Origin of the sequence: Aeromonas sp. PrichA-15, assembly GCF_017939245.1 — a bacterium.
In the GTDB taxonomy this organism is placed as follows: Bacteria; Pseudomonadota; Gammaproteobacteria; order Enterobacterales; family Aeromonadaceae; genus Aeromonas; species Aeromonas caviae.
Map to the genome: position 1 here is coordinate 13590 of NZ_JAGKRH010000289.1, position 23324 is coordinate 36913.

Genomic DNA, 23324 nt, shown 5'->3' on the forward strand with positions numbered 1-23324 from the left:
CTCAACTGTCCTGGCTTGCGCCTCCTGCTGATTCGCCAGCGTGCTCTGCTGCTGGAGAATGACGCCGCGAGCCTTCCGGTTCTCCCTGTCTCGCTCATCGCCGGCAAGCGCGCCTTCAACCTGGCTGATAGCCCCGACATCAACCTCGGATTCCATCTTGTCATGGCGCTGGCTTAGCGATTCTTCATTGCTGACCACCACGCGCTGCAGTTCGGTTATGCTGGCAGTGTTCTCCCCGACTTTTGCATCAGTGGCGCTGATCCGCTCCCCCAGCGCTCGGTCGGCATCTGCCATGGCTTTGCTCGATTCAGCGAGAGATGCAGACAGTGCCGTATCGGCAGCCTTGAACGCCGCATCGACAGTGCTGATCTGCTGGGCAAGAGCCTCGTCTTTTGTTGCCCGAGCCAGCTCCTCGGCCGCAACCCTCGCTTTCGCATCCTCGAGGTCGCTGCTGAACTGCGCCTCGACCTCAGACACCCGCCTCGAGATGGCCTCATCAGCGGTGACCCGGGCCGACTCCTCGCTAGTGATGTTTGCGACAAGCTCAGCAGTAGCATCTGAAAGTGCGGCAGCCAGTTGATTCTGGCGAAGAGACAGTGCTTCGTTTGCCGATGCGTTCGATTGTTCAAGCGCGCTGATAACGGCATTGGTATCCGCATTGGCCGCCTTGAACTCGGCATCAACAACACTGATCCGCTGTGACAGCACCTCATCAGCCGTCGCCCTAACCAACTGCTCATTGGTGATCTGCGCCTTCAGATCTGCCGTTTCGGCATCAAACTCTGCGGTCAGTTGTTCAACTGTCCTGGCCTGCGCCTCCTGCTGATTCGCCAGCGTGCTCTGCCGCTGGAGAATGACGCCGCGAGCTTTCCGGTTCTCCCGGTCGCGTTCATCCCCGGCCAGAGCCCCTTCAACCAGGCTGGCGGCGCCAACATCTACCTCTGATTCCAGCTTGTCCTGGCGCTGGCTGAGCGACGCCTCATTGCTCACCACGGCCTGCTGGAGTTCTGTGATGCTGGCTGAGTTCTCTCCAACCGTCACATCAAGGGTACTGATCCGCTCCCCCAGCGCTCGGTCGGCATCTGCCATGGCTTTGCTCGATTCAGCGAGAGATGCAGACAGCGCCGTATCGGCGGCCTTGAACGCCGCATCAACAGTGCTGATCTGCTGGGCAAGCGCCTCGTCTTTTGTTGCCCGAGCCAGCTCCTCGGCCGCAACCCTCGCTTTCGCATCCTCGAGGTCGCTGCTGAACTGCGCCTCGACCTCAGACACCCGCCTCGAGATGGCCTCATCGGCAGTAACCCTTGCTGATTCTTCCCGCGTGATGTTCGCCGCAATATCTGTCGTCGCATCCGAAAGCGCAGCTGCCAGCTCATCCTGGCGCAAAGATAGCGCCTCGTCCGCCGATGCGCTCGATTGCTCCAGCGCCCTGATATCAGCATTCGCCTGGGTGTCAGCTGCCTGGAACTCCGCCGTGACGCTATCAATGCGCTGCGCCATGGCTGAATCTGCATCAGCCCGCGCCTTCACTTCGTCATTGATGGCCGCAGTATTTTTCGCAACTCCCTGTGCGACTTGATCAGCGCTTGCCTGAGCGGCGGCGGCGGCTTGAGCTGCATCGATCGCAACCTTGTCAGTAACGGCAACCCAGGCTGACCCACTCCACCGCTTCGGAGTGTTGGTGCCGCTGGTCGTATCAATCCAGAGATTCTGAGCAAGCCGATCTGCTACTGCTGGAGCTGCCGACTGAATGAGCACCTTGCCCTTTCCATTGGCTATCCCCGCAGCAGCCGCTGCATCCTCTTTTGCCTGGTTTGCACTAATCTGGGCTCCTGCCGCAGCGGTGCCCGCCGATTCTGCTGTGGCCTTCACCTGACTCAATTGCTCAGAAAGGGACTGGTTTGCTTCAGCACTAACACGGGACACTTCATCGATGCTGGCCGCCAGGGCCTGCTCCGCCCCCTTGAACTCTGCATCCAAGGTGGACAACTGTTCAGCCAGCGCGCTATCAGCATCGCTCCGCGCCCGCACTTCAGCCGCAACAGCAGCATTCGTCGCGGCGTCCGCCGCTTTGAACTCGCTATCAACAACACTGATCCGCTGTGACAGCGCCTCATCAGCCGTCGCCCTAACCAACTGCTCATTGGTGATCTGCGCCTTCAGATCTGCCGTTTCGGCATCAAACTCTGCGGTCAGTTGTTCAACTGTCCTGGCCTGCGCCTCCTGCTGATTCGCCAGCGTGCTCTGCTGCTGGAGGATGGCACCACGAGCCTTTCGGTTCTCCCGGTCGCGTTCATCCCCGGTCAGGGCACCTTCAACCTGGCTGATGGCACCGATACCGATCTCCGACTCCATCTTGTCCTGGCGTTGGCTGAGCGACGCCTCATTGCTCACCACGGCCTGCTGGAGTTCTGTGATGCTGGCTGAGTTCTCTCCAACCGTCACATCAAGGGTGCTGATCCGCTCACCAAGCGCTCGGTCGGAATCTGCCAGGGCCTTGCTCGACTCGGAGAGGGAGGCAGACAGCGCCGTATCGGCGGCCTTGAACGCAGCATCTACAGTGCGGATCTGCTGGGCAAGCGCCTCGTCTTGGTTCGCCCTAGCGGACTCCTCGGCAGCAACCCTCGCATTCACCTCATCAAGGCCGCCGCTGAACTGCGCCTCCACTTCGGCCACCCGCATTGAGATAGCCTCATCGGCGGTGACCCTGGCTGATTCCTCCTGGGTGATGTTTGCCGCAAGCTCTGCCGCCGCACTCGATAACGTCGCAGCCAATTGGTCCTGGCGCAAGGACAGGGCCTCGTCCGCGGCGGCGCTCGACCGCGCCAGCGACAGGATATCGGCATTGACCTGAGCATCAGCCGCCTTGAACTCCGTTGTGACGTTATCAATGCGCTGTGCCAGCGCCGAGTCTGCATCAGAGGTCACCTTCTCAACCGACGAGATCCTGGCTTGGGTAGCAGCGTCCTTCGCTTCAAACTTCACTTCCATGTCTGCTGTGCGCTGAGCCTGGGCCTGCTGCTCCGTCAGGATTACCCTCTGCTCTGTACGGATGGCCCCGAACGCCTTCCGCGTCTCCCGATCCCGCTCATCCACGGCCAGGGCACCATCGATCGCAGCAGATGCGTTGTCGTCATCATTCCCTCGCTGCAGCTCGAGTTCTGCCGTGATGGCGTCGAATCGGCCAGCAGTAATACCACCGTCATCCGCGAAGATTTCTTCGAGCGCCTGGATCTTGGCCTCTGATGCCCCCGCCCTCACTTCGAGCCCGCTGACCCGCTGCGTGGTCACCTGATCGCTTTCCGCCGAAACGCGCGCCAGCTCAGTGATACTGGCCCGAAGAGTCTCGTCACCCTGGGTGATCTGGGCCGCCAGCCCATCAAGGCGCTGCGCCTGTGAACTCAGCTCATCGGTGTGTACCGTCAGCTTGCTTTCCGCGTTGGCCAGCCGCTCGCCCTGCTCGTCAACCTCTTGCTGTGTCGCCTTCTTGGCCAGCACCCCTTTTGTCGCATCAAGCTCTTGACCGATCTGGGTGACCCGCTGCTGTTCGCCTGTGAACTCCCCCCGGGTGACGGTTTGGCTCAGGCTGGCATCGAGCCCGTTGATACGCTGCTCGGCCTCGGTAATGCGCTGCCCCTGGCTATCAACCGTGACGTTATCCGCCTTGCTGGTGATCTGCCCTGATACGGCATCAAGCTCCTGCTGAACTCCAGTAATGGAAGAGTGAAGCTCCTCTCGCACCGCATTGACCGCATCCATCGTGATGCTGCCGCTTTCTGGATCCACGACAAACACCGCATCGCGGAACGAGTCGAAATCACCCTTGTACTTATCGAGCTTCGCATTCAAGCGATCCTGCACTAGGCCGATCTCAATGCTCGACATCCCAAGCTGCTGCTGGGCATCATCCAGCAGCTCTTGAGCTACCTTCTGGCGCTCATCCAGCCCGGCCAACTCCTGCTCAATACTGGGGATCTTGACCTCGATGGCAGCGACCTTGGGACGGATAACCTCGATTTCATCGACCTTTGGCTTTAGGATCGCAATGTCCAGATCGATAGCTGGGATCTTGACCTCGATGGCAGCGACCTTGGGACGGATAACCTCGATTTCATCAATCTTGGGGAGAATGACCTCGATTTCATCCACCTTGTGGAGAATGAGATCGATCTCATTGACCTTGGGGCGCATGACCTCGATTTCATCAACCTTTGGCTTCAGGATCGCAATGTCGAGCTGGAGTTGGGGAACTTGCTCTATTGGCCGCAGCAGCGCCTGGGCCAGGTGGCTCTCCTCTATCTTCCCCTGCAGTTCGTCGAGAATGTCCTGCACATCCCGGCTGGTTTCAGCCTTAACGCCCTGCATACCCTGGAAGGGACCCTTGTCATCCTTGCCGTTGACGAAGCGCACCCAGTAGTAAAACGTGGCCCCCTTGCCAATGGCGTCAGAAAAGAGATTGGCCGAAGAGGTCCCCACCAGGGTGGCCTCGGCTTGGTTGTCACTCTCAGCTCGCCAGATCTCGGCGTGAGCATGCCCCCGGTACTGCGGCGGATCCCACTCAACAAGGACCGTGTGAAATGCGCCATTGGCGATCACATTGACCGGAGCGTGGGGTAACTCCATCTGGCCCGGCGGGAAAAGGTCTGGGTTCTTGCCCGGGACATAAACACCGCCAGCACCAGGACGCAACGTAGACAGCCCCAATGCCGCCAGCTCCCGGAAAGTGACTGCCTTATCAAGGCGATCGCCACGCTGCCCGGTGAGCAGCTCCACGTTCTCGGCTGTTGCGGCCTGGTCACGGCCGGCTCGATAAGCGGGTTTCTTGGCCATCAGTTCACCATCTCCGCCATGCTGCTCGCGAGGGTGATGCGGCTCACCACCGAGGTGCCAAAGACCTCTATCTGCCAGAACCGGCCCCGCACTGGCGGCAACCTGAACGCCCCGGGCACCAGGTTGCCAGGGGACAGCTCCATCACCTGCTCCCCGTCAACGAACAACTTGATCCCGACCAGGCCAACATCCTGAGCCAACACCCGGCAGCAGCTGAAAGACGAACCCTCTGGCTCCATAAATGGCTTGGACCGCCAGACGAACTGACCATTGCTGGAGCTCCCGCCGCGCCAAATCTGCAAGCTGCGCCCCTTGGCAATGTAGAGTGAATCGCTCTCCATATCGGATACAGCCGCCTCCCACCGGTTCGTCAGCTCACGCAAGTCGCCACTTTTCGGGTCAAAGATGAATGCGTGGGTGTCGGTCATGGCCACATATTTCCCCTCGTGGTGCCATGCCCGCATGCTCTCTGGCTTCATTGCCCGCCACTGGCTTCGGGTGATGATCCCCTCGGTGACCACCTGACCACCGTTGGCACCGATGCCGACCAACCCGTCCGGGGAGGCATAGAGCACAACGCCATCCATAGCCACCATAGAGCGACCACTGACACAGGACTGCGGCAGTTGGCTGAGCTTCTGGGTGGTCACCGATGCCGGGCTCACACCCTGGGCAAGATAGGGGTACCCCTTGGTCCCAATCACCAAGGTGGTGTCGATGGCAGCGATCGCCACAATGTCGTGCTCAGTGGTCAGCCGGTACTTCTCCGGCCAGGCGTAGGGAAGGTAAGGCTCGCACAGGTAGAGGGAGTTGCCAGCAAACCCCGCACACATGCCATTCGCCATTTGACACAAGCCACGCATGCCATCCGGCGGCATGGTGTAGTCGTAGGTCTCCAGCACAGCGCCCAGCTCCCCATCCTCCCGGATATCGACAAACGATGCTTGGGCAATGGGCAGCTCGGCGACCAACAGGTAATCGGCAAGGCCGCCACCTGACACCGACCGATATATCCGGCGCTTGGTGATGTTACTGTTCTGGGCCGTCGGCGGGCTCAGCATCAAGGTGACGGATGACCCTGGGATCCCGATATTCACCTTTCCGCTGACAGGGCCCGGGGGCCCCTCCTCACCCATCGCAGTAACGAAGGTATCCACGTAGAAGCGGGTTTCGTCATCTGTCAGGTCATCATCCACACCACCAACAGGTGGGGTGATGGTGCCAATCCCGACCGGAACACCTGGGGCTGGAATGCCCAGTCGATACCACGCCGTCGGCTTGTTGCTGCCGCCAGTGGCTATCTGGGCATGGGTCACCTTGGGATACTCACCATCCGTGTAGTAAACCCGGCCATACGAGTCCTGAGCTATCGGGGAGCGGATGGCTTCCACCACCTTGTTCCAGGCAAACCAGTGCTGGCCATAGCGAAAAAGGGTGATAGGTACGATAGGCAATTCCATACCTATGCTGGAGTCATCCTCCAGAGGCGAGATGACGCCATGGTCAAAATGGCAGTCGCGAGCAATCACCGCGGCCTCATCAGACAAAAGATGGGGCTCCACGCGCGGCATAGTCCCTCGCATGGTGACGATATCGAGTATGGGCATGGGGATCTCAGAGAGGCAGAAACGAAAAAGCCCCGCTCGAGAGAGCAGGGCCATGATGGGTAAATCCTAACGCCGGGAGCGCCAGGAGGCAAGGCTCACATACTGGCGGGATCTGATGCCCAGACATATTGGGGAGTTTCGACAACCACGGTCACTGGCGCCAGGGCGGCGGCTAGGGAGGCATCGCTGGTGCGCACGTTGGCGTGATAGCCCTGAACGGTCTCACGCACCTCCTGCTCGATGCCATCGACGGTTTGCACCGCGCCGGTGGGGCGGGTGACCATGCCGGGCGGCAGCAGTTGCAGTGAGGCGGTAGGGTGATAGAGGGTGCCGGTTTCGCTGTCTTTGACGAAGCCAGCGGCCTGCAGGGCCTTGGTCATGGCGGCCTTATCGGCCGCCTTGAGGTTGAGGTCGATAAAGTCGGTCATCGTATTGCCTTCATCTGATCATCGGTTGGAGAGAAGAACCACGCTCTTAGATTGCGAATGTGACCATAGAAATCCCGCGAACCCGCGACATTTGAACCGGCGATATAAACCGGTTCCGAGTAGGTTTTTACTGGATATGGTTGCCACACTGACCCAATGTTCACACCATCCAGCCACCGTGAAGTATCGCTAAATCTGGCTGCGACTGTTTTTCTAACCCCGACAAGGTTTGCCCCTCCCCACAGCCCCGTTGACATATCGATAAAAGCCCCCTTATTGGCAACGTCTGAAGGTTCAAATACCCTAGGCCAAGAGTTCAACCCCTTGCCCATCAGCTTGATTTGAGCTGCAAAGGTCATGTTTATGTCGGACGGGACATTTCCTGATGGGGCCAAATAGAGGATGTCCTTCGCCCGAGTTACCGCTGCGCCATTGGTCGGGATGTAGGAGCTGGCGAATGGAAGGGCTTCTGTTTGGACGCCCCAAAACGCAATTTCATCACTAACATTGGGGAGGTTAAACGAGAATCGACTCACTGCAATACCACTAGATATTGTCAACCGCCGCCAACCCGCACCACCAACCGGTTTTACTGTTGCAGTAAGTCCGCTGGCCACTGAGGATATTTCACCGGCGGGGCTGATGGTGACCTTATCTGATGACGAGGCAACGTAAACATAAAAGCCAGATGGGGCGACCTTGATGTTAAAAAATACAGAAAGGCTTTTTACTCCTGTCATGTCTTGCGGAGCCCCAACTAGCGAAACATTAGAGTTTTCTTTCGCGCATACCGCTGATTTTATTTGTGACGATGCGCCATACGGATTCTGCTCTGTTGCTGTCTTTACCGTAGTCCCGCCAGTTACATGGTTAAAAAAATCCCAATCCTCAGAACGCAGAGTTAGGTTCGTACTCTGCCCCTCAACTAGCAGCCCCTCTTTCTCAAAGCGCGGCTCATTCGCAGCAGCAGTCTTAAGCTGGCCGTCTTTTCCGATGTAGGTCGCTGTGGTGCTGCGGCTGAAATTTACCATCCGTGCCACCACATCCGACCCGACCAGCACATCCCGCCCATAGCCGGTGATGAGGCGCAGGCTGTCAGAGAGCGGCGCCCACACATCCGGCAGCGGGAGGGCCGACGCTGCGACAATATCGCCAGCCAGGGCCGCGCTTGCTGCTGCCTTGTCCGCCTCCGTCTTGGCACGGGCCGCCTGGCCCTCCCCTTCACTGGTCACACGCTTCCACGGGATCAGTGTTTGCTTGGTTCCATCCGGTGCAGTCACCTCAACAGTGGTGGCAGTGCTCGTCAGCAGCGCCTGAAAAGCATCGCTCTGCTGCTGATAGGCACTCAGTGTGGCGGTCAGTCGGCGGGCGAACTCAGGGACGGAATCCGAGAAAGTCGTGATGATCTCGTAGGCTTTGCCCGTGGCAGTAACGCCACGATAGGCCTGCACCAGATACAACTCCGTGTTGGACACCACATAGTCCACCTCGTAGAAATCCACCGAGGTGCCACTGGTGATACAAAAAAGGTGGCCCTTGGCCACCCCGTTCTTGGTGTCTGCGAAGGTGGTCCCGGTACCGGTCACCTTCTTGTTGCCATTGGTGACGGCCACCGTACCGTCACGCTTCCACACTCCAGCCATGCTGCCCCCTTACTGCCCGGTCACGCGGGAGAAGCCTTCGGTCTTGCGCTGCTCCATATTGGTATCAACCTGGGTCTTTTCACCCAGCTGCTGCAGGTAGGCGTTGTAGTGGCCGACAGCCCGATTGGAGTTGGCGCTGTATTCGGAGTCCTTCGAGAAGGCCCGGTACATGATGAAGTCGATAAGCGGGTTGATGTAGATGTCATCCAGATCGGCCAGCGCCGGCGTGCCCACGTTTTCCACGTCCGCCAGCACCTTAGATTGCGGCGCCACGGAGTAGATCACATCCACCTTCACTGCGGCGGCGGGGCCCGGGTAGAGATAGAAGTTCTTGGGGTCCCGATCGTCATAGGTGTAGGCGGCCACGCTGGTGCCATCCTTACCTGCATGCCAGTCCGGGTAACTGTCATCGAGAGCGCGCCGCGGCACAAAGCGAATCACTTTGCCGTCGGCATTGCGCAGCACCTCGATCAGCCGCAGGGCATCTGCAGGCAAAGTCTGCTTGGTACCAGCGGCGCAGTTGAACTGCACGTTCTTGGTGTGGGCGTCAGGACGCATCAACACGATCGCCTTTGCGGCATCGTTGTAGTAGTCCAACAGCTCCTGCTTGGGCCAGCGAACCCAGGTGCGATCGTTGAGCAGGGTATTTACCCGCTTCAGGATAGAGTCAACGGTAACGGTTGCCATGTGTGGAGTCCTTTAGAAAAAAGTGTGTTTGCGGGGCGGGTTGTGGAATTCGACCTGGGTCGGGGCGCTGTGCTCTTTGCGGAACCGGCCAGCGCGACGCCAACCTTCGACAAACTCAGTCCGGTGGTATCCTGCCCGCTTAGGGTCAGACCAAGGGCGGTCTGGCTGGGCATAGAGCAAGGCTGCGACGCCATGGGCAATGGCATCGGCGTGATCGTGGCAGAGCTGGGCTGGGAGCTCGGTGGCGTTCTTGACCGGGGCAGCCACATACCAGATCCGCACATTGCAGAGATCTGTCAGGATGCTCAGCTCATTGGCCGACATGGCGAAGAAGTCTCGCCCGCTGACAAATGGCGCGCCCCCTTCTCCGGTCAGGTGCAGCACATTGCACGATGTCATCCCACTGATGTTGCAGACCTCCACCAGGCTGCCGGCTGACGCGCTGGGCAGCAGTCGGTCAAGGGTCAGCAAGGCCGACTCCCGGCAGAACGTGATGGCCGCCTCTGTGACGGCCTCACTCAGCATGACTTCGAGCGGGCCGGTGATGTGCAGCCTGACAGTGGGCAGGAACTGCTCACGCGACACCATCTGCATGCTATTCCCCCTGCTCTGCCAGCTTGGCCTTCAGGGCATCACGCACGCGCACCCGGTAATCGGGCACTTTCTCTTGCGGGCCCTGCGGCTCGATATCCAGATCTTCCCCTTCCACCAGGGTGGCCAGTTGGGCAGAGGTCATCTTGGCCAGATCACGCTCACCGACCACCATGCTCTGCTCTTCCGCCAGGCGGGCTTGCTCGGCAGCGAGGCGCTGAAGCTCCAGGGCTTCCATCTCGGCAACAGTCTCCTGACGCGCCAGCTCGCCAGCCAGTGCCTCATGGCGGATCCAGACGCTCGGGAACTCCAGCAGTTGCATGGCGATGTGACTCTCCACATCCACTGCGGTATGGCGCGGGAAGACCAGGCGGCTGCCGGTGACCGTGTCTTTCTTGCTCGGCTTGTCGCCGATGTAAACCACGGCAATCTTGTCGCTCATGGCGATGACTCCTATTCAGAAACGAAAAAGCCCGGCACGGGGCCGGGCGGACAGTGATCGGCAGCCTTACAGGTTGCCGACTACCTCGTAATGCAGTTTGATCTTGACCGTGCCCGTCGCAGCGCCGCCGCCAACGGTGAGGGTGAGCTCCTGGTCAGGCTCGGTCATCAGGTCATCGACCGGGTAATACTTTGCCACCGCCCCCACCGTACTCTCGGCGTTGATGATGGTGGTCGTGCCGATCTTGGCGGTGATGGTGGTACTCGCGCCCAGCGCAGTGCTGAACATCGTCACACCCACCACTTTCAGGTTGGGCTCCACCTTGTCGCCGTATGCGACAACATCGCCAGCGGGTACTGCAGCCAGCTTGGCCACCAGGGTCGGGGAGATAGAGAGGTTGCCGAATGCGCCGACAAACCAGCGGTACGCTCGGGCGATCAGGGTAATCTTGGCCATGATATGGCTCCTTGTCTGGTCAGATAGTGATGTGATGGGGCCGTGAAGCCCCATGGGTCAGCGGCTTAGCGGGCGATGGCGCTCACCGCGGTATCCAGCACCATGCAGCCATGGTCCTGAATGTTGCCGTTGCGCTGCTTGAAGCGGATCTTCTGCAGACCGGACACCCAGCTGATGGAGATCTCGGTGCTGTTGCCGTGGTCGGTCTTCTCTTCGTGCATGCCGAAAGAGCCCCCCTGCTCGCCAGAGCCAAAGGCATTGGCCAGCGCCTGGCCGCCCAGCAGCACGGCACGGTCGATCAAGGTGCCTGCAACCTTGTCCACTTCCACCCCGGCCGTGGAGTTGGCCGCGCACACCTTGACAATGCTGCCCTGGTTGAAGCGGATCGGCATGCCCTTGTAAGGCTTGACCAGAATGCCACGCCACATCGCCCCTTCACCCCGGAAGATGGGGTGGTTCCAGCCCTTACTGCGCTCCATGGCGGCAGCCAGCATCGCCTGCCAATCCTTGCCGGAGGTGGAGGTGTAGAAGTCGTGCCACTGGCGCGGGGTCACGTAGAGCACGTAGAGCGGCTCACCACCGGACGGGTCAGCCACCATGCGGATCGGCTGGATAGGGTTAGCCATCTCGGCCAGGTAGAGCGCCATGTTGTCCACGCAACCGAGGTTGAAGCGATCTGCCGCGTCGATGGCCTCGAAGGAGGTCGCATCCCCACCGAAAAAGTGGCGCTCGTAGGTCGGCGCCGTCAGCGAGTTGATCATGATGTCGGCAAACTCGGGATCATCCGCCAACGGCAGGATGATATCGGTGGCCGAGTAATCGCCACGGGCACCAGCCAGTTGGGCAAAGCCACGCTGGTCAACCAGGCGACCGTAGTAGCCATCACCCAGCAGCACGCGCGCCGTCTTGATAAGGTCATGCTTGGTGCGGGACTGGGTCATCTTGCCGCCAGCATCCACGCCATGGCGGGTCTGGTTGATCTTCAGCGAGAAGTCAGCGAAGGACAGGGACTCCAAGCGACCGTCCAGCTTCTTGTCGCCCATGGTCGGGCGGCCGGACAGTTGGTGGAACAGCTGCATTTCGACAGCATCGCCACGCTGCTTGGTCAGGTCAGTGATACGCACCACAGGGGCACCTGCACTGGTCTGCTTGCCGCCGTTGACCTTGGCACCCTTGGGGGCCTCTTCGGTCAGCATGTTCACCAGCGAGTGAGAACGGTTGGCCGCCGTAAACAGTGCGGCCTGCAAAATCTTGTTGGCTTGCGCCGAGGTGACTTGGGTCATGGTCCTCTCCTACATGAAAACAAAAACCCCGACACAGTGGTCGGGGTTGGCTTATTGAAATGGGTGGTGGGTTAGTACCCGGCCTGCTCCAGCAGCGCCTCCATTTGGGCGTCCGTCATGGCGCCCATCTCGCCGATAAGCTCGGTCTGAGACATGGCACCAAAGCGCTCCACTCCAGTGGGAGCGGCATGATGGGTCTGGCCGAGTGCCGAAGGGCTGGACGGGATGAAATCAGCGGGCTTTTCTGCACCCTTGCCGGGTACCTTGGCGGGAGGGATGACCTCATCACCAAAGGCCAGCTTGGTGCGGCGCGCCGCCTCTGCGAATCGCTCATCCAGCGACTTGCCTTGCCACGCGGGATCAGCCTGGAGCTTCTCATCGACGATGATGGCGAAGTCGAAACGGTCCTGGTCCTTTTCCCGCCAGCTCACCAGATCAGGTACCGCCTGCAGTGCGGCCTGTACCGGGTTGAGGGTGGGTTGAACCTGCTGCGGGGCGACCTGGGGCTCCAGCTTTTGGAGCTTGCGGGCAATGGCGGCGATGGACTTGCCGAGATCCGGGTAGTCCTGCGCCAACTGCTCGAGCTCCTCCTGGCTGATATCGTCGGGGTCCACGTCGGGGTTGATCCCGTGCTTCTCCATCAGCGCCTGCAGCTTGTCCCGCTCGGCTTGGGCCTGCTGCGACTGAGCCAGCTGCTCACGCAGTTGCTTGGCTTCATTGCGCGCCTGCTCCAGCACTTCATACGGGATGGTGTGTTGACCGCTCTTGGCCAGGATCACCTTCTCAGGTTCCGCGACCCCTTCACCGCCCTGCTCGGTGCTGCCCTGTTCGTTACCGGCTGCCACCTCGCCCGCCGACGGCGCGGGTTGTACGTCCGTTTGCTCGGTGCCAGTGCCATCATCCAGCTCGCTATCGGGCTCACGCTCGATCGCTTCCAGCATGGCTTCCAGTTCGTCCAGGCTCTCAGTGCCGGTCAGGTTGTCGATGTTCTTATCCATGGTTGTCCTCGTGGGTTTTCAGTGGGTGGTATCGCTGCCCAAGCGGGGGAAGGCTCTCGGTGAAAGCGCTCCCCGGCTGGGGCTGGGCACAAAAAAGCCCGCACAACGCGGGCAAGGGTTGCCGTCTATCGCTAAAGATTCGCTAAATGGCACTTGAGCCGCCAGCCTTCCAGCTTCCACAGCTCTTGGCGGGCCTTGGCTTCGGCATCCTTGATGGCGTACTTGGCGCCAAGCTCAGCATTGAAGTTGGCCGGGTCGGCGCAGGCGGTCATGCCGATGGCAAGGGTGAATCCGTTGGCAGCAATGGCGGTGGCCAGCGTGGTTGTGGTACCGGGAACAACATGCACCTCATAGCGAACACCACCCATCAGCGCCTCGATCTGGTCCGGAGTAACACGCGGTGCTGTTAGCCCAAGAGTCTGGATCTCGCGCTCCATCTCGGCATCAATCTGCTGGCTGTCGGTCATGGCCTGCTCCAAATAAAAAACCCGGCGCTATGGCCGGGTGTTAGTGAATAGGTTGGCAACCATCAGAGCGTCTTTTAGGTTGCCTGTCGCGGTCTACGTAGTGCTGCGGTCGATGCTGCCGCCCTGCTCACGCAACATAGCGCTTATCTCCGCGAAGATTCCAGCTATCCAGCTGGATGGAGCCCTTCTTCCCCATTGTCATCTGGGGTTCTCATCGGGTCGGGCCACTCTCCCTAGCCGCTGACAAACGGCTCGTTCGGTGGTGCTGGTTGCAGGAGTCGAACCCGCGACCCGCTACTTACAAGGCAGCTGCTCTACCTGCTGAGCTAAACCAGCCAAAACAAAAGGCCCAATCTCGAGAGACTGGGCCATGATGGAGAAATCGTAACGCTGGCAGGTCAGGAAAGCAACTATCAGAGCGCAATGGCGTCGATCTGCTGTTGGATGCTGTCCAGCAGCTGCGCCTGAAGGGCTGCCTGCTCGGTCTGCATCGCCTGCTGCTGGGCTGCCAGTTGCTCCATCTCCTGCAACGTCTTGCCGGTCTGGGCCTGCTTGAGAGCATCCTCAAACCGGATGGAGTCGGTCAGCTTGGCGATGCGCTGGGCCTCTGCCTGCCACTTGGCGGCTTTGCCTTCCAGTTCTGCCAACTTGGCCTGCATCTCGCGCATGGCCAGCTCCTGCTGCATCTGGGCCTGCTGGGCTTGCTGCTCGGCGGCTGCGCGTTCCTCGTCGCTCATCTCGTCCGGGTCTTTCGGGATGTTCAGGGCATTGCGGATCCGCTCCACAAACTCGGCCTTGCGCGGTACATCCATCAGCTCGACCAGCAGGTCAAAGCAAGCGCCGGCAGCCTCGGGCGGGAGTTGTGACATGGCCTGGGTCATCCGCTCAGCCAACTGCTGCTTATAGGCGGCGGTTTGCTGGATCGGCGCCAGTGCGATATGGGCCCGCAGCCGGGTCACATCATTGGTGAGCTTGCCATCCTCCTGCTCCACGTTGACCACTACGGCCTTGCGGCGGCGGGGGTCATCCCGGTTCACGGTCACCTTGTAGTTGCGCTTGCTGGCCATATCCTCAAGCAGATAGGCCAGCGCCAACTGCCCCACTTGCTGGCAGCCCATCCGGTAGTTGTCGTTGATCTCCGAAAGCGTGGTCGCCCCCTGCTCCACCAGGTTGCTGATAGCCACGCCAGATTGCCCGGTCGAGCCCTGCCCCAAGAAGGCGGCATAAACCCCCATGGTGTCCTGGATCAGCTTCACCGAGTCTTGCATCACCTGGAACTGCTGGGCCGCCACGTTGAAATCCTGCTCCACCTTGAAGGCGTCGCTCACGCTGGCCTTGTTGGCGCGGTCAGGGTTGAGCTCGATATAGCCATCCGGGCGCTCTACCTGCTCCAGCACCTGATCCCGGCTCATGTTGGTGGCGTCTTTATCCATGATGACGCGCTTGGCCTGCAGCAGGAACGTCAGCTTGATTCGACGCAGGTTCACCTCGTCCTGTGCAGGCATGGCGCGGGCGATGAGGCCGTAGGGCTCTCCGCTGCGGTCTTTGCGGTACCCCCAGAACGGCACCAGCGGATACATGTTGTGGGGCGCAGAGCAGGGTCGATCAACCAGGTGATGGGGGCCGACAAACCAGGATTCCCGGATCACGGCCACTGGGCAGCGCTCCAGCTTGGCGCGCCCCATGGCCACAGCAGCTAGGTGCAGTTGATTGGTCTTGTCGTACTCCAGTGCCCGACCGGAGTCCAGCATCAGCACCTGACGCATGGTGTAGGTGCGGTAGTAGACCACCTGCAGAAGCACCCGATCCCGCTCCCGGCTGCACCACTCGATCTCCTTGCCGCTGAATTGGCTCCACTCGTCATAGGCGCTGACCAGATTGGGGTCCAGCCCCTCGATGGAGGTCAGGCTCACGACCCCCTCCCAGTCGTTGACGCCCCACTGCAGCGCCTGTGCCTTGCTCGGGAACATGGTCTTGGCCTCATCCAGATCAACCCAGCGGCGTCGCATCAGCCAGCGGCAGTCGCTCAGGTCCGGCTCCCTGCTGTGCCAGTCCCAATAAACCTCGTCACGGTGGACATTGCTGAACTTGTAACGTGGGCCGAACGGGTCATCGCGGCGACACACCTCAACCCAGCCAAGGCCGGTCTTGATTTGGCCGCCGTAGGCCTCGCCCCGGGCGCGGTCCAGTCCGCCAAGGCGGCACATATCGGCGTATTCGGCGTTGACGGCCTCGGCCAGTTGCTCCAGCTCGTCATCGTGGTCATCGGCGATCACCATCAGATCGGTACGGCTCTTGGCTTCCATCCCCAGCACGCCGTCAATGGTCGGCGCGATCAGGTTGTGAATGGTGATGGGCTGGCCCCGCGCCTTGAGCACACTCACCACCTCGGGAGGCAGTTGATCGCCGTCGTAGTAGGCACACGCCCGATTGGCGATAGAGCGCCAGTCCGGCTGGCCGTTGATATCGCTCATCAGTTTGAGCAGGCGCGGGGTATCGAGGCCGCCTTTTTCAGGGGCCTTGGGTTGGGCGTTGATCATCAGTTGGCCATCCAGTGCTTGGGTTTGCGGAAGGATTCAGGTTTGACGATGCGGGCCGGCATCCGGGCACGCATCTCTTGGGCAATCATGTAGCTCATGAGCTGGTCGTCGTAGCAGCCGTCCTGGGCGTTCATGCTGCCGCTCTTGTCGTAGACGTAGGTGGTGGCTTCGGAAATGGTACCGATCCAGCGGATCCCGGACTGCCCGGCACGCAGCAGGGCCTTGAGGCCATCAACCAGGATCGGCTTGGACTGCCGGGTGGTGAGCCAGCCGAGGCGTGGCGTTTCGTCGTCGCGGTCCCGGTCGATGTGCTCCTGGGTGTAGATGCGCCGGGTCGGGTAGATCTCACGGAGCTTGAGCAGCACGGCGTGGCCGTGGTTGTTGCGCTCTGGGCCGATGTAGGCCGGGCCATGCTCTGCGGTGCCGTAGAACCTGCCAACGTGGGCCAGCAGTTGGGCAAATAGCCCTGGGTCGAGATGCCCAAACCAGTGGGCCACCTGCCGGCCGTCGCTCTTGGCTGTCACGTCGAGGCTTGAGCGGTCGCCGTGCTCCAGCCCTTCCGCCACGTCGGCGCCGATGGCGTAATCCTCGTCGGGGTCTGGCAGCTCCCAGACCAGCAGCATGTTCTCGAGGGAGCGCTGGCCACGCTCGTCCAGCTTCTCCGGCTTGCGAGCCTTCTCGCGCTTGCCGGTCACCGGGTCGATGTCGTAGACGATGAGCGGGGCCATGCAATCGCCCTCGGCATCCATGGTATGGATGGGGTCGAACACCCGGCGCCCAGAGGTCAGGAAGGCCTCCAGCGGCGTGCTGGGGAACTCCTGCTTCATCTCGGCGCCCAGAGTGGACTCTTTCAGCACGTACCACTGCCGCTGCTCGTCGGTAATGGTGCAACCCATCGACTTCTCAACTGCGGCGAAGTATTCCGCTTGCGCCTTGCTCATCACCACACCGGAAGCGGGGGCGTCGGCGCGATACTTGGGATCCTGCCACCAGGCGAAGAAGTGGAACTTCCAGTCGAGCTGGCTGAGCTCACCGGATGCCCGGGCCAGCTCGAGGGACTTCATGCTCATGGCGTGGAAGTCGCCCCCTACCCCTTCGGCTGTGCTTTCGATGAAGGCCACGGCGCCCGGGTGGATCGCCTGCAGCGTCCCGGTTCGCACCTCCTTGGCCTTCTCCGGGTACTTGGCGCAAATCTTCCCATGCTCGGAGACATGCAGGCGCTGGACGGTACCGGACCGGAACGAGGTGGCCACCTGGATGCTGGAGCCGTGTCGGAACAGGATGTGCCCGCCATTCGCCCCACCGCGCCGGGTCACCACCTTGAACTGGGCCTTGAGCCAGCCTGGCAGGTTATCGAACGGGACTTCGATCTTGGTGCGGTAGATCTCGCCGGCGGCCGTCAGGTCCTGGGCGATGATCCCGCACTTGAGGTTCTTGTTGAACAGCGCCTCATCCAGCAGATAGATGTCGATGGCGGTGGAAAACCCAAGCTGGCGCGCCTTGAGGATGATGTTCAGGTACCACATGGTACGGAACAGCAGCTCCTGCGCCGGGCGCAACCGGAAGCGCACCAGCTGGCCCTGCTCGTTCTCAATCATGTAGAGGTTGTTCATCCGCCACCACTTATCGCTGAGCTTCGAGCGGATGTAGGCCATCTGCTCCTGCTCAGTCATGGAAGATGCGTCGATGGGAACAGTCATGACATCAGCCCCCCTGTCCCCATGTCGTGGAGCTCGGAAACCATCTCGCTGACCGGGGTGGCCTCGCTGCCGCCATCCTTCTCGAGCCGATCGGCTTCGGCGGTCAGCTTGCGGGCCGCAGCTCGGATCCGGCGAGTATCTTCCTCAATCTTCGGCACACTCACTTCGTCGATGCGAAGGGCGCTTAGGGTTCGCTCGATGGACTCAATCCGCTGGATGTTGCGGTCGAGGGCCTGCTCTGCTTTCAGGATCTTGTCATAGAGCGCAATCCGGTCGGTCATCTCGCTGGCCGTGACCAGGTCCTGCTGCAGACCCTTGAGCAGCTTGGTGACGGAAATGACGCGAGCCCGGGTGAAGTCCAGCTCGTCGCGCAGTTGCAGCTCGCGGGCCTGGTCGAACAGCTCCTCGGCATCGAGGTACTTGGCATAACCGCCATGGGTCTTGGCTATCTGCATGCCGGGCTTGATGTTGGCTGGCGGGTTAGGGTTGCCCTCATACTCGCCACGGACGAAACGGCCGGAGCCATCACGCCCTTTGTTTTTCGAGGTCTGTTCAGGCTCGGGCTGGGATTGTGCGGATGAGGATGACTTCTCCCCTCTTCGCTCTCCCCCTTTGGCCTTGGCCTCATTCTCCTTGGTTTGCGCACTTTGCGCAGATTGCGCAGTTTTGCGCACTTCGGAATGCGCAGATTGCGCAGCTACGCGAGATTTATCAGGTTGCGCAGGGGATTGCCCCCGGGATTTCAAATAGCGACGCGCCGAGTTGTAGTTCAGGCCGCGGCTGTCACACCAGTCTTTCGCACTGATGCCGGTCGCTTCATGCTCCTGCAGGAACTCTGCATTGAGCTGTGCCCAGTCGGTCTTTGCCATTTAGATGGATAGCTCGCCTTCGACGATGGCATCACCAGGTACAGGCTCATGGGTAGCCGGTACTACGACGGAGACGCCAGTATTCAGGGTGACCAGGGCCTGACTCCCGTCATACTCCCTCACCTGAGTAACAACCCCGGTCACGGTAATGCCATTAACCACCGCATCGCTCCAGTCCATCGAGATAGTCCAGTAGGTCGGCTGTGGATTCCCCAGAAAGACAAACCCCGCCATTAGCGGCGGGGTTCCATGTCAGCCTGGGTGTGGGTGGCGGGCAGTTCGCTGTGTGGCTTGGAGCTGTCTGACAACTGGCCAGAAGCAGCACCGAAACGCTCAGCAAAACGCCCCTGTGGGTCCGCATGATTCTTGTCATGGCTTTCCTGCACCTCCCTTGCCCTCTCCTGCTTAAGCCAACGGCCCAGAAGGGCCGTTAGAATGTCGAGCAGTTGGAGCAAACTGTTCATGTTATTGCTTCCTGGCTTTCTCAGCCGGCAGGTTCATAGCCAGCTTGTCCAGCACCTTGGTCAGGCCAACCAAGAAGGCCTGCACCTTCCCGATCACCTCATCGTCCCGGGTGGACGGGGTGATGGCCGCGATCTTGGCCAGCCCCTGCACCACCATGGACGCGCCGCCCACTACAGCCATCAGGATGACAATCCAGTTGATGACCACCTCAACGATGTGTTCCATCGCACTCTCCTCTGCTGTTACCGGTTATCCGGCGATATTGGCAAGGCTTGCGCCTATGCCTCGGACTTCGAGAACTCTGCCGCAGCCATCACAGGCAATTCCCCCACAGGCTTCGGCTCACCGGCAGGCCAGCGGTATGCGGTTACCCGAGAGCGAGGGAACGCCTTCACGTTCACCGCGTCAGCTTGGTTGCCGCCCAATACCAGCAGATTGCCAGCCTTATCCTGCCCCACTACGAACCCAACGTGTCCGCCACCATCCCTGGAGAACACCACTACGCAGCCCGCCACCGGCTTTTCCAGCTTCTCCCCCCAGGAGGCATAGGAACGCGCACCCTCGAACCGGGTGGATTGAATGCCGACCCGCTCCAGGCACGCCCCGACAAAGGCGGCGCACCATGGGGTTTCATCGTCTTTGATCCCGCCCCGCTTGATGGCCTTCCACATCGCCACGATCTCGGGGTTGTGCTGGGGCCCCTTGATCTCCGTCAGACCGATATGCCGACGGGCCTCATCTACCCAACGCATTTTCACCATCACTCCTTCCCTCCCATCCAGCCGGTTGCCCGGCGTTCGTACAGCTCCAGTGCTTTCGACCCCATCAAGCCAGCCAGGCCAGCCATGAAGCCGCACAACGGGAGTGGGGCTGCGATGTACCAGCTCAGCAGCATGGTCAACATCCCGGCGAACCCTGACACCACCACCTGGAGCAGCGCCTCAGCCCATCGGAATTTCCTTCCCTCGCGTTTCACCGTCTGTATGTAGGTCACAAGCCCTCCCCATACGCTCAGCCCGCCGAATGCCAGATAGGCGAGCACGCTGTAGTTCTGTGGATCCTTGTCAGGCGTCATCGCCCCTCCAGAAACGACAAAGCCCGCACGAGGCGGGCCAGAAATGAAAAAGGCCAGGGTCACGGGGACTCTGGCCATCTTTGAGCAATACTAACGCCGGGGAGGGGTGGATTCAATCACTGCGTCTATTCATGGGGTTGCGCCTGCTCGGCGGCGAACGCTCCGAGCCTAATCCGCCCGCATCTCCCTCACTTGTCGGCCCATGACTTTGGCCAGATCTGACGCCTGGTGGATCACCTCATCAACAGCACGCTCTACGGCCTGCCTCATCTCCTGCCCGAACCGGCGCGACACCAACTCTACGTGTGGCACGACCCGGCCGGTGCCGTGGCACTTCGGGCAGCCGTCACCCTTGCGCGGGCGGATCCCGGTGCCATTGCAGTGCGGGCAGCGCCCTGACTGCATCATCTCGGCGACACAGTGGTCATTGGCCAGGGACAGGATCTCGTTCCGCTCAGCCAGAAGGCGCTGGTACTCGTGATCATTGCCGGACCGGTGGGCGCGCTTGGCCTTCTCCATCACCACGGCGGCCCGGCGGCGCTCCTTGTCATAGTGAGGGTGGCAAAGTACCAGGTGATCCAGCTGCTCAGGCAGCGGGCGGCGCAGCAGGATAGCCATGGCCATGCCACCGGCATCGCTGCTGCCAAGAGTGGTGCAGAAGTGGGCCAGCAGCGACGCAAGGGCTTGTTCATCCCCCAGGTGGTCAGCCATAAGGAACTGAAGTCCTTGCGGGTTGCTCTTTGCGGCCACCTGCAGGGCTCCCAGAAACTCCTCCCTCCCCAGCGTACTGGAGCGACCAGACGAGGGTTCATGTAGTGCGCCTTTCGGTGAGAAAAGGCGCAGAGCCATTTCGATAGAGTTGGTCATGGTTTGGTCCTCTGGTCTGGGTCCTGATTGAAGGCGGCGAGCAGCCAGGCGCGCAACTGGCCGGATTTGATGTGTTCCGGGGTGACTTCCAGCACGGTCCACCCGAGCAAGGTGGCCTCGTTCATCTTGGCCCGGTCCTCTACGAACCCCCTCCCCCGGGTGTGCCGGCCACCGGAGTGGATCCCGCCGTGGACCTCAAGGGCGAGCTTCTGCGCCTCCCAGGCGTAGTCGAAGCGCCATTTGCGCTTGGGGTGAAACAACAGCTCGGTGGCTGGGTCAGGGAAGCCGACCAGCTGTGCCAGCACCTTGCCGTGCAGCTCATCCACCTGCTGCGCCTTCTTGACCTTGTTCACCACGGCCTTGGCTTTCGGGTTGTTGCCGAGCAGGCGGCTGGCATCGATAGCGGATAGGTGGATCATGCCGCCCCCTTCACACTGACAAGCCCGCGCACCACCCAGCTATGCAACTGACGGGTCAGGGCGCTATAGGTGACCTCTTCGCGCTCCCCGGGCTGCCAGTCGTAGGCGATACGGCCATCAATGGCGTCATGGCAAGCGCAGCACGCCTCCACTGCCACCAAATCATCCCCCTTGAGCGCCATTCCATGCGGAGCGCTTGGCAGGTGAGCCAGCACGGTGGTTTCGGTGCCACCAATGCAGACCCCGGCAAGCTGGATCTTGCAGAGCTGGCCGCGAGCACCATCGCGCAGGTCGCTGGAGCGGATTGGGCTGGTCTCGAATCTCATCCGGCAAACCCCATCAGCTGGGCGCAGGCGTTCTCAGCCTCCTCCTCGGTGGCAAACTGCTTGCTCAGCACATAGCGCCAGCAGACCCCGAACACAGCCCGGTACAGGTCGGAGAACTCAGCCTGCTCCATCTTGGCGAAGCTGACGCTCTTGGCCTCCTTGCGCATGCCGCCATCCGGCAGCATCACCACGGTGTAATAACCGGCCTCTACAGTGAGCCACTTGCGCATCACCTCAAACGACTTCTCAGCCTGGGGGCCGTGGCGTTCAACGCGGCTGCTGGCCAACTGGTCGATAAACTCATCCTTGGCCTTGTCCAGCACGCTGCCTGCGCCAAACTGGGCGAGGTAGCGAACGAATCGGGACAGGATCCCCTGCTCGGCTGGCGAGACCATGCCGCCAGTTGGCTCCCAGTAATCGAAAGTCAGGTTGAGCAGGGCGAAGAAACGGCGATGAAACGCCAGATTGCGGCGCCCCTTGCCCTTGGCCAGGATGGTGGTACCGATCGGCATCAACTTGATGGCTTCGGCATCGGCCGGAGTGGACGGGGCAAGTACCCCGCCGGACATTTTCAGAAGGGTCAGCTCCATGGTTATGCCGCCACCTCGCCACTTGTCCCCATGAGGTCGGCTAAGCGTAAAAGCTCCACCTCTGACAAGGAAAACCACTCGCCATGATCACGCCGATGGGAGAACTCTTTGTGCAAACGAGACTCCAGCTCGGATCCACCATGCGCTTGATAGACCAAAACAAGATGGCCGGCTGACATAGACTGGATCGTTTTCACCCGGTGAGGAATGTCTATTGCCCTACCTATCTTGAAAAGACCAGTTGATAAACACTTCATTACGTAAACGAAAGGTGGTCTTTTAGGTTGAGCGTCGAATCGTTCCTTCCACTCGGAAAATTTACCGACCAGCACAATTAAGTCGGACAAGCTTTGAATCATGCGCTCAAAATCACAGAGATAACGCCAGACAGCGAAGCTGTGTGGTGGAATTTTCAGGTATTCAATAAGAGCCAGCGCCCCGATAACTGTGAACTCGTAGAAACGGCAATCACTAAAATCATCAATTGGGCAGAATACGCTGTGGAGTTCGCTCGTTGCTTCCAAGACTTGGCATGCGTCATACACAACTTGATGGGGAAGCCCGAACGCAAACGCGGTGCTTTCTGAATCTGAGTAGACAATTTCAGCTTCAAAATTGGTGGCTGATGTCAATCCAGTTCTTCCGAACACGGAATACTGCGATGGGTGATGAGTCATGCCGCCACCGCCTTGGCTGCTACGGCCTCGGTGGTGGGAGACAGCTCGATGCGGTAATGCCACACCTGCTTGCCGTCGATGACCTGATTGCTGGAGTGCTTCTCCCAGCCGTAGCAGCAAACTTCACGCAGTCTGGCGCTGATGGCGGCCTGGGTGTCGGCGTGGCCGTAGCGGCTCCAGCACTCGCGCTCGATGTCGCGCAGGGTGCGGGCCTTGCCGTCGCTCATGATGGATATCACGCGCCCCAACTGGGTCGCGATGGATAGATCTCGGGTATGTGGTTTGGTCATGGTCTAGGTCCTTTGGTTAAACAGCCGGGTGGTCTAGGTCCGGCACTGGCAATGGTACGGGGCGCTACCCCTTG

At 60.5% G+C, this 23324-nt stretch carries 25 protein-coding genes and 1 tRNA gene; all 26 read right to left on the minus strand.

The window, feature by feature from the left end:
• Positions 1-4830: hypothetical protein (locus J9889_RS21100; protein ID WP_210558019.1), on the minus strand; the 4830-nt coding region annotated here is incomplete at its 3' end.
• Positions 4830-6491, minus strand: coding sequence for a hypothetical protein (locus J9889_RS21105; RefSeq protein ID WP_210558021.1), 1662 nt, complete (start codon positions 6489-6491; stop codon positions 4830-4832). The genes J9889_RS21100 and J9889_RS21105, both read right to left, overlap by 1 nt.
• Before the next feature lie 41 nt (positions 6492-6532).
• A complete protein-coding gene (locus J9889_RS21110; protein ID WP_210558024.1) occupies positions 6533-6865 on the minus strand; it encodes a hypothetical protein in 333 nt (110 codons plus the stop codon).
• Entirely contained in the window at positions 6862-8508 is a 1647-nt protein-coding gene (locus tag J9889_RS21115; protein WP_210558027.1) for a hypothetical protein, read from the minus strand. Before J9889_RS21115 ends, J9889_RS21110 begins: the two co-directional genes overlap by 4 nt.
• A gap of 9 nt (positions 8509-8517) precedes the next feature.
• The gene (locus tag J9889_RS21120) at positions 8518-9195 is read right to left on the minus strand and encodes a DUF6682 family protein (RefSeq protein WP_210558031.1); all 678 of its coding nucleotides are present in this window, start codon (positions 9193-9195) and stop codon (positions 8518-8520) included.
• 12 nt (positions 9196-9207) lie between these two features.
• Complete coding sequence (locus J9889_RS21125) at positions 9208-9789, minus strand: hypothetical protein (RefSeq protein WP_210558034.1); 582 nt, start codon at positions 9787-9789, stop codon at positions 9208-9210.
• A 1-nt stretch (position 9790) separates the two neighbouring features.
• A complete protein-coding gene (locus J9889_RS21130; RefSeq protein ID WP_043129233.1) occupies positions 9791-10228 on the minus strand; it encodes a hypothetical protein in 438 nt (145 codons plus the stop codon).
• Between the two features lie 66 nt (positions 10229-10294).
• Positions 10295-10684, minus strand: a complete 390-nt coding sequence (locus J9889_RS21135) for a hypothetical protein (RefSeq protein WP_210558037.1) — start codon at positions 10682-10684, stop codon at positions 10295-10297.
• A 65-nt stretch (positions 10685-10749) separates the two neighbouring features.
• Entirely contained in the window at positions 10750-11967 is a 1218-nt protein-coding gene (locus tag J9889_RS21140) for a DUF4043 family protein (protein ID WP_210558041.1), read from the minus strand.
• Between the two features lie 71 nt (positions 11968-12038).
• Positions 12039-12965: a hypothetical protein gene (locus J9889_RS21145; RefSeq protein WP_210558044.1), complete on the minus strand. Its 927-nt coding sequence runs from the start codon at positions 12963-12965 to the stop codon at positions 12039-12041.
• A gap of 131 nt (positions 12966-13096) precedes the next feature.
• Positions 13097-13432 (minus strand): Gp49 family protein, encoded by a 336-nt coding sequence (locus J9889_RS21150; RefSeq protein WP_210558046.1) that lies wholly within the window; start codon positions 13430-13432, stop codon positions 13097-13099.
• Positions 13433-13692: 260 nt separating this feature from the next.
• Positions 13693-13768 (minus strand) — tRNA-Thr (locus tag J9889_RS21155).
• 77 nt (positions 13769-13845) lie between these two features.
• Positions 13846-15972: a portal protein gene (locus tag J9889_RS21160; protein WP_210558049.1), complete on the minus strand. Its 2127-nt coding sequence runs from the start codon at positions 15970-15972 to the stop codon at positions 13846-13848.
• Entirely contained in the window at positions 15972-17672 is a 1701-nt protein-coding gene (locus J9889_RS21165; RefSeq protein ID WP_210558052.1) for a terminase, read from the minus strand. The genes J9889_RS21160 and J9889_RS21165 overlap by 1 nt, the downstream gene beginning before the upstream one ends.
• Positions 17669-18541, minus strand: a complete 873-nt coding sequence (locus tag J9889_RS21170) for a terminase (RefSeq protein ID WP_210558055.1) — start codon at positions 18539-18541, stop codon at positions 17669-17671. The genes J9889_RS21165 and J9889_RS21170 overlap by 4 nt, the downstream gene beginning before the upstream one ends.
• Complete coding sequence (locus tag J9889_RS21175) at positions 18542-18703, minus strand: hypothetical protein (protein ID WP_223945640.1); 162 nt, start codon at positions 18701-18703, stop codon at positions 18542-18544. It abuts the gene before it with no gap.
• Positions 18704-18774: 71 nt separating this feature from the next.
• Positions 18775-19005, minus strand: coding sequence for a hypothetical protein (locus J9889_RS21180; protein ID WP_210558058.1), 231 nt, complete (start codon positions 19003-19005; stop codon positions 18775-18777).
• Position 19006: 1 nt separating this feature from the next.
• Positions 19007-19231, minus strand: a complete 225-nt coding sequence (locus tag J9889_RS21185; protein WP_210558060.1) for a hypothetical protein — start codon at positions 19229-19231, stop codon at positions 19007-19009.
• 53 nt (positions 19232-19284) lie between these two features.
• A complete protein-coding gene (locus J9889_RS21190; RefSeq protein WP_113070507.1) occupies positions 19285-19767 on the minus strand; it encodes a TIGR02594 family protein in 483 nt (160 codons plus the stop codon).
• Entirely contained in the window at positions 19767-20081 is a 315-nt protein-coding gene (locus J9889_RS21195) for a phage holin family protein (RefSeq protein WP_111896624.1), read from the minus strand. Before J9889_RS21195 ends, J9889_RS21190 begins: the two co-directional genes overlap by 1 nt.
• Positions 20082-20249: 168 nt before the next feature.
• Positions 20250-20948, minus strand: a complete 699-nt coding sequence (locus J9889_RS21200) for a TIGR02642 family protein (RefSeq protein WP_201035352.1) — start codon at positions 20946-20948, stop codon at positions 20250-20252.
• Positions 20945-21367, minus strand: a complete 423-nt coding sequence (locus J9889_RS21205; protein WP_210558063.1) for a hypothetical protein — start codon at positions 21365-21367, stop codon at positions 20945-20947. The genes J9889_RS21200 and J9889_RS21205 overlap by 4 nt, the downstream gene beginning before the upstream one ends.
• Entirely contained in the window at positions 21364-21693 is a 330-nt protein-coding gene (locus J9889_RS21210; protein ID WP_042062766.1) for a nuclease domain-containing protein, read from the minus strand. Before J9889_RS21210 ends, J9889_RS21205 begins: the two co-directional genes overlap by 4 nt.
• A complete protein-coding gene (locus J9889_RS21215; protein ID WP_210558065.1) occupies positions 21690-22283 on the minus strand; it encodes a DUF1367 family protein in 594 nt (197 codons plus the stop codon). The genes J9889_RS21210 and J9889_RS21215 overlap by 4 nt, the downstream gene beginning before the upstream one ends.
• A 2-nt stretch (positions 22284-22285) precedes the next feature.
• A complete protein-coding gene (locus J9889_RS21220) occupies positions 22286-22960 on the minus strand; it encodes a GIY-YIG nuclease family protein (RefSeq protein WP_210558068.1) in 675 nt (224 codons plus the stop codon).
• Positions 22957-23250, minus strand: a complete 294-nt coding sequence (locus J9889_RS21225) for a hypothetical protein (RefSeq protein WP_210558072.1) — start codon at positions 23248-23250, stop codon at positions 22957-22959. The genes J9889_RS21220 and J9889_RS21225 overlap by 4 nt, the downstream gene beginning before the upstream one ends.
• Positions 23251-23324 lie beyond the last annotated feature (74 nt).

Excerpts from the sequence above, each read along its gene's own strand:
- J9889_RS21105 (WP_210558021.1), bottom strand. The coding sequence starts at position 6,491 with ATGGCCCTGCTCTCTCGAGCGGGGCTTTTTCGTTTCTGCCTCTCTGAG.
- J9889_RS21110 (WP_210558024.1), bottom strand. The coding sequence starts at position 6,865 with ATGACCGACTTTATCGACCTCAACCTCAAGGCGGCCGATAAGGCCGCC.
- J9889_RS21115 (WP_210558027.1), bottom strand. The coding sequence starts at position 8,508 with ATGGCTGGAGTGTGGAAGCGTGACGGTACGGTGGCCGTCACCAATGGC.
- J9889_RS21120 (WP_210558031.1), bottom strand. The coding sequence starts at position 9,195 with ATGGCAACCGTTACCGTTGACTCTATCCTGAAGCGGGTAAATACCCTG.
- J9889_RS21125 (WP_210558034.1), bottom strand. The coding sequence starts at position 9,789 with ATGCAGATGGTGTCGCGTGAGCAGTTCCTGCCCACTGTCAGGCTGCAC.
- J9889_RS21130 (WP_043129233.1), bottom strand. The coding sequence starts at position 10,228 with ATGAGCGACAAGATTGCCGTGGTTTACATCGGCGACAAGCCGAGCAAG.
- J9889_RS21135 (WP_210558037.1), bottom strand. The coding sequence starts at position 10,684 with ATGGCCAAGATTACCCTGATCGCCCGAGCGTACCGCTGGTTTGTCGGC.
- J9889_RS21140 (WP_210558041.1), bottom strand. The coding sequence starts at position 11,967 with ATGACCCAAGTCACCTCGGCGCAAGCCAACAAGATTTTGCAGGCCGCA.
- J9889_RS21145 (WP_210558044.1), bottom strand. The coding sequence starts at position 12,965 with ATGGATAAGAACATCGACAACCTGACCGGCACTGAGAGCCTGGACGAA.
- J9889_RS21150 (WP_210558046.1), bottom strand. The coding sequence starts at position 13,432 with ATGACCGACAGCCAGCAGATTGATGCCGAGATGGAGCGCGAGATCCAG.
- J9889_RS21160 (WP_210558049.1), bottom strand. The coding sequence starts at position 15,972 with ATGATCAACGCCCAACCCAAGGCCCCTGAAAAAGGCGGCCTCGATACC.
- J9889_RS21165 (WP_210558052.1), bottom strand. The coding sequence starts at position 17,672 with ATGACTGTTCCCATCGACGCATCTTCCATGACTGAGCAGGAGCAGATG.
- J9889_RS21170 (WP_210558055.1), bottom strand. The coding sequence starts at position 18,541 with ATGGCAAAGACCGACTGGGCACAGCTCAATGCAGAGTTCCTGCAGGAG.
- J9889_RS21180 (WP_210558058.1), bottom strand. The coding sequence starts at position 19,005 with ATGAACAGTTTGCTCCAACTGCTCGACATTCTAACGGCCCTTCTGGGC.
- J9889_RS21185 (WP_210558060.1), bottom strand. The coding sequence starts at position 19,231 with ATGGAACACATCGTTGAGGTGGTCATCAACTGGATTGTCATCCTGATG.
- J9889_RS21190 (WP_113070507.1), bottom strand. The coding sequence starts at position 19,767 with ATGGTGAAAATGCGTTGGGTAGATGAGGCCCGTCGGCATATCGGTCTG.
- J9889_RS21195 (WP_111896624.1), bottom strand. The coding sequence starts at position 20,081 with ATGACGCCTGACAAGGATCCACAGAACTACAGCGTGCTCGCCTATCTG.
- J9889_RS21200 (WP_201035352.1), bottom strand. The coding sequence starts at position 20,948 with ATGACCAACTCTATCGAAATGGCTCTGCGCCTTTTCTCACCGAAAGGC.
- J9889_RS21205 (WP_210558063.1), bottom strand. The coding sequence starts at position 21,367 with ATGATCCACCTATCCGCTATCGATGCCAGCCGCCTGCTCGGCAACAAC.
- J9889_RS21210 (WP_042062766.1), bottom strand. The coding sequence starts at position 21,693 with ATGAGATTCGAGACCAGCCCAATCCGCTCCAGCGACCTGCGCGATGGT.
- J9889_RS21215 (WP_210558065.1), bottom strand. The coding sequence starts at position 22,283 with ATGGAGCTGACCCTTCTGAAAATGTCCGGCGGGGTACTTGCCCCGTCC.
- J9889_RS21220 (WP_210558068.1), bottom strand. The coding sequence starts at position 22,960 with ATGACTCATCACCCATCGCAGTATTCCGTGTTCGGAAGAACTGGATTG.
- J9889_RS21225 (WP_210558072.1), bottom strand. The coding sequence starts at position 23,250 with ATGACCAAACCACATACCCGAGATCTATCCATCGCGACCCAGTTGGGG.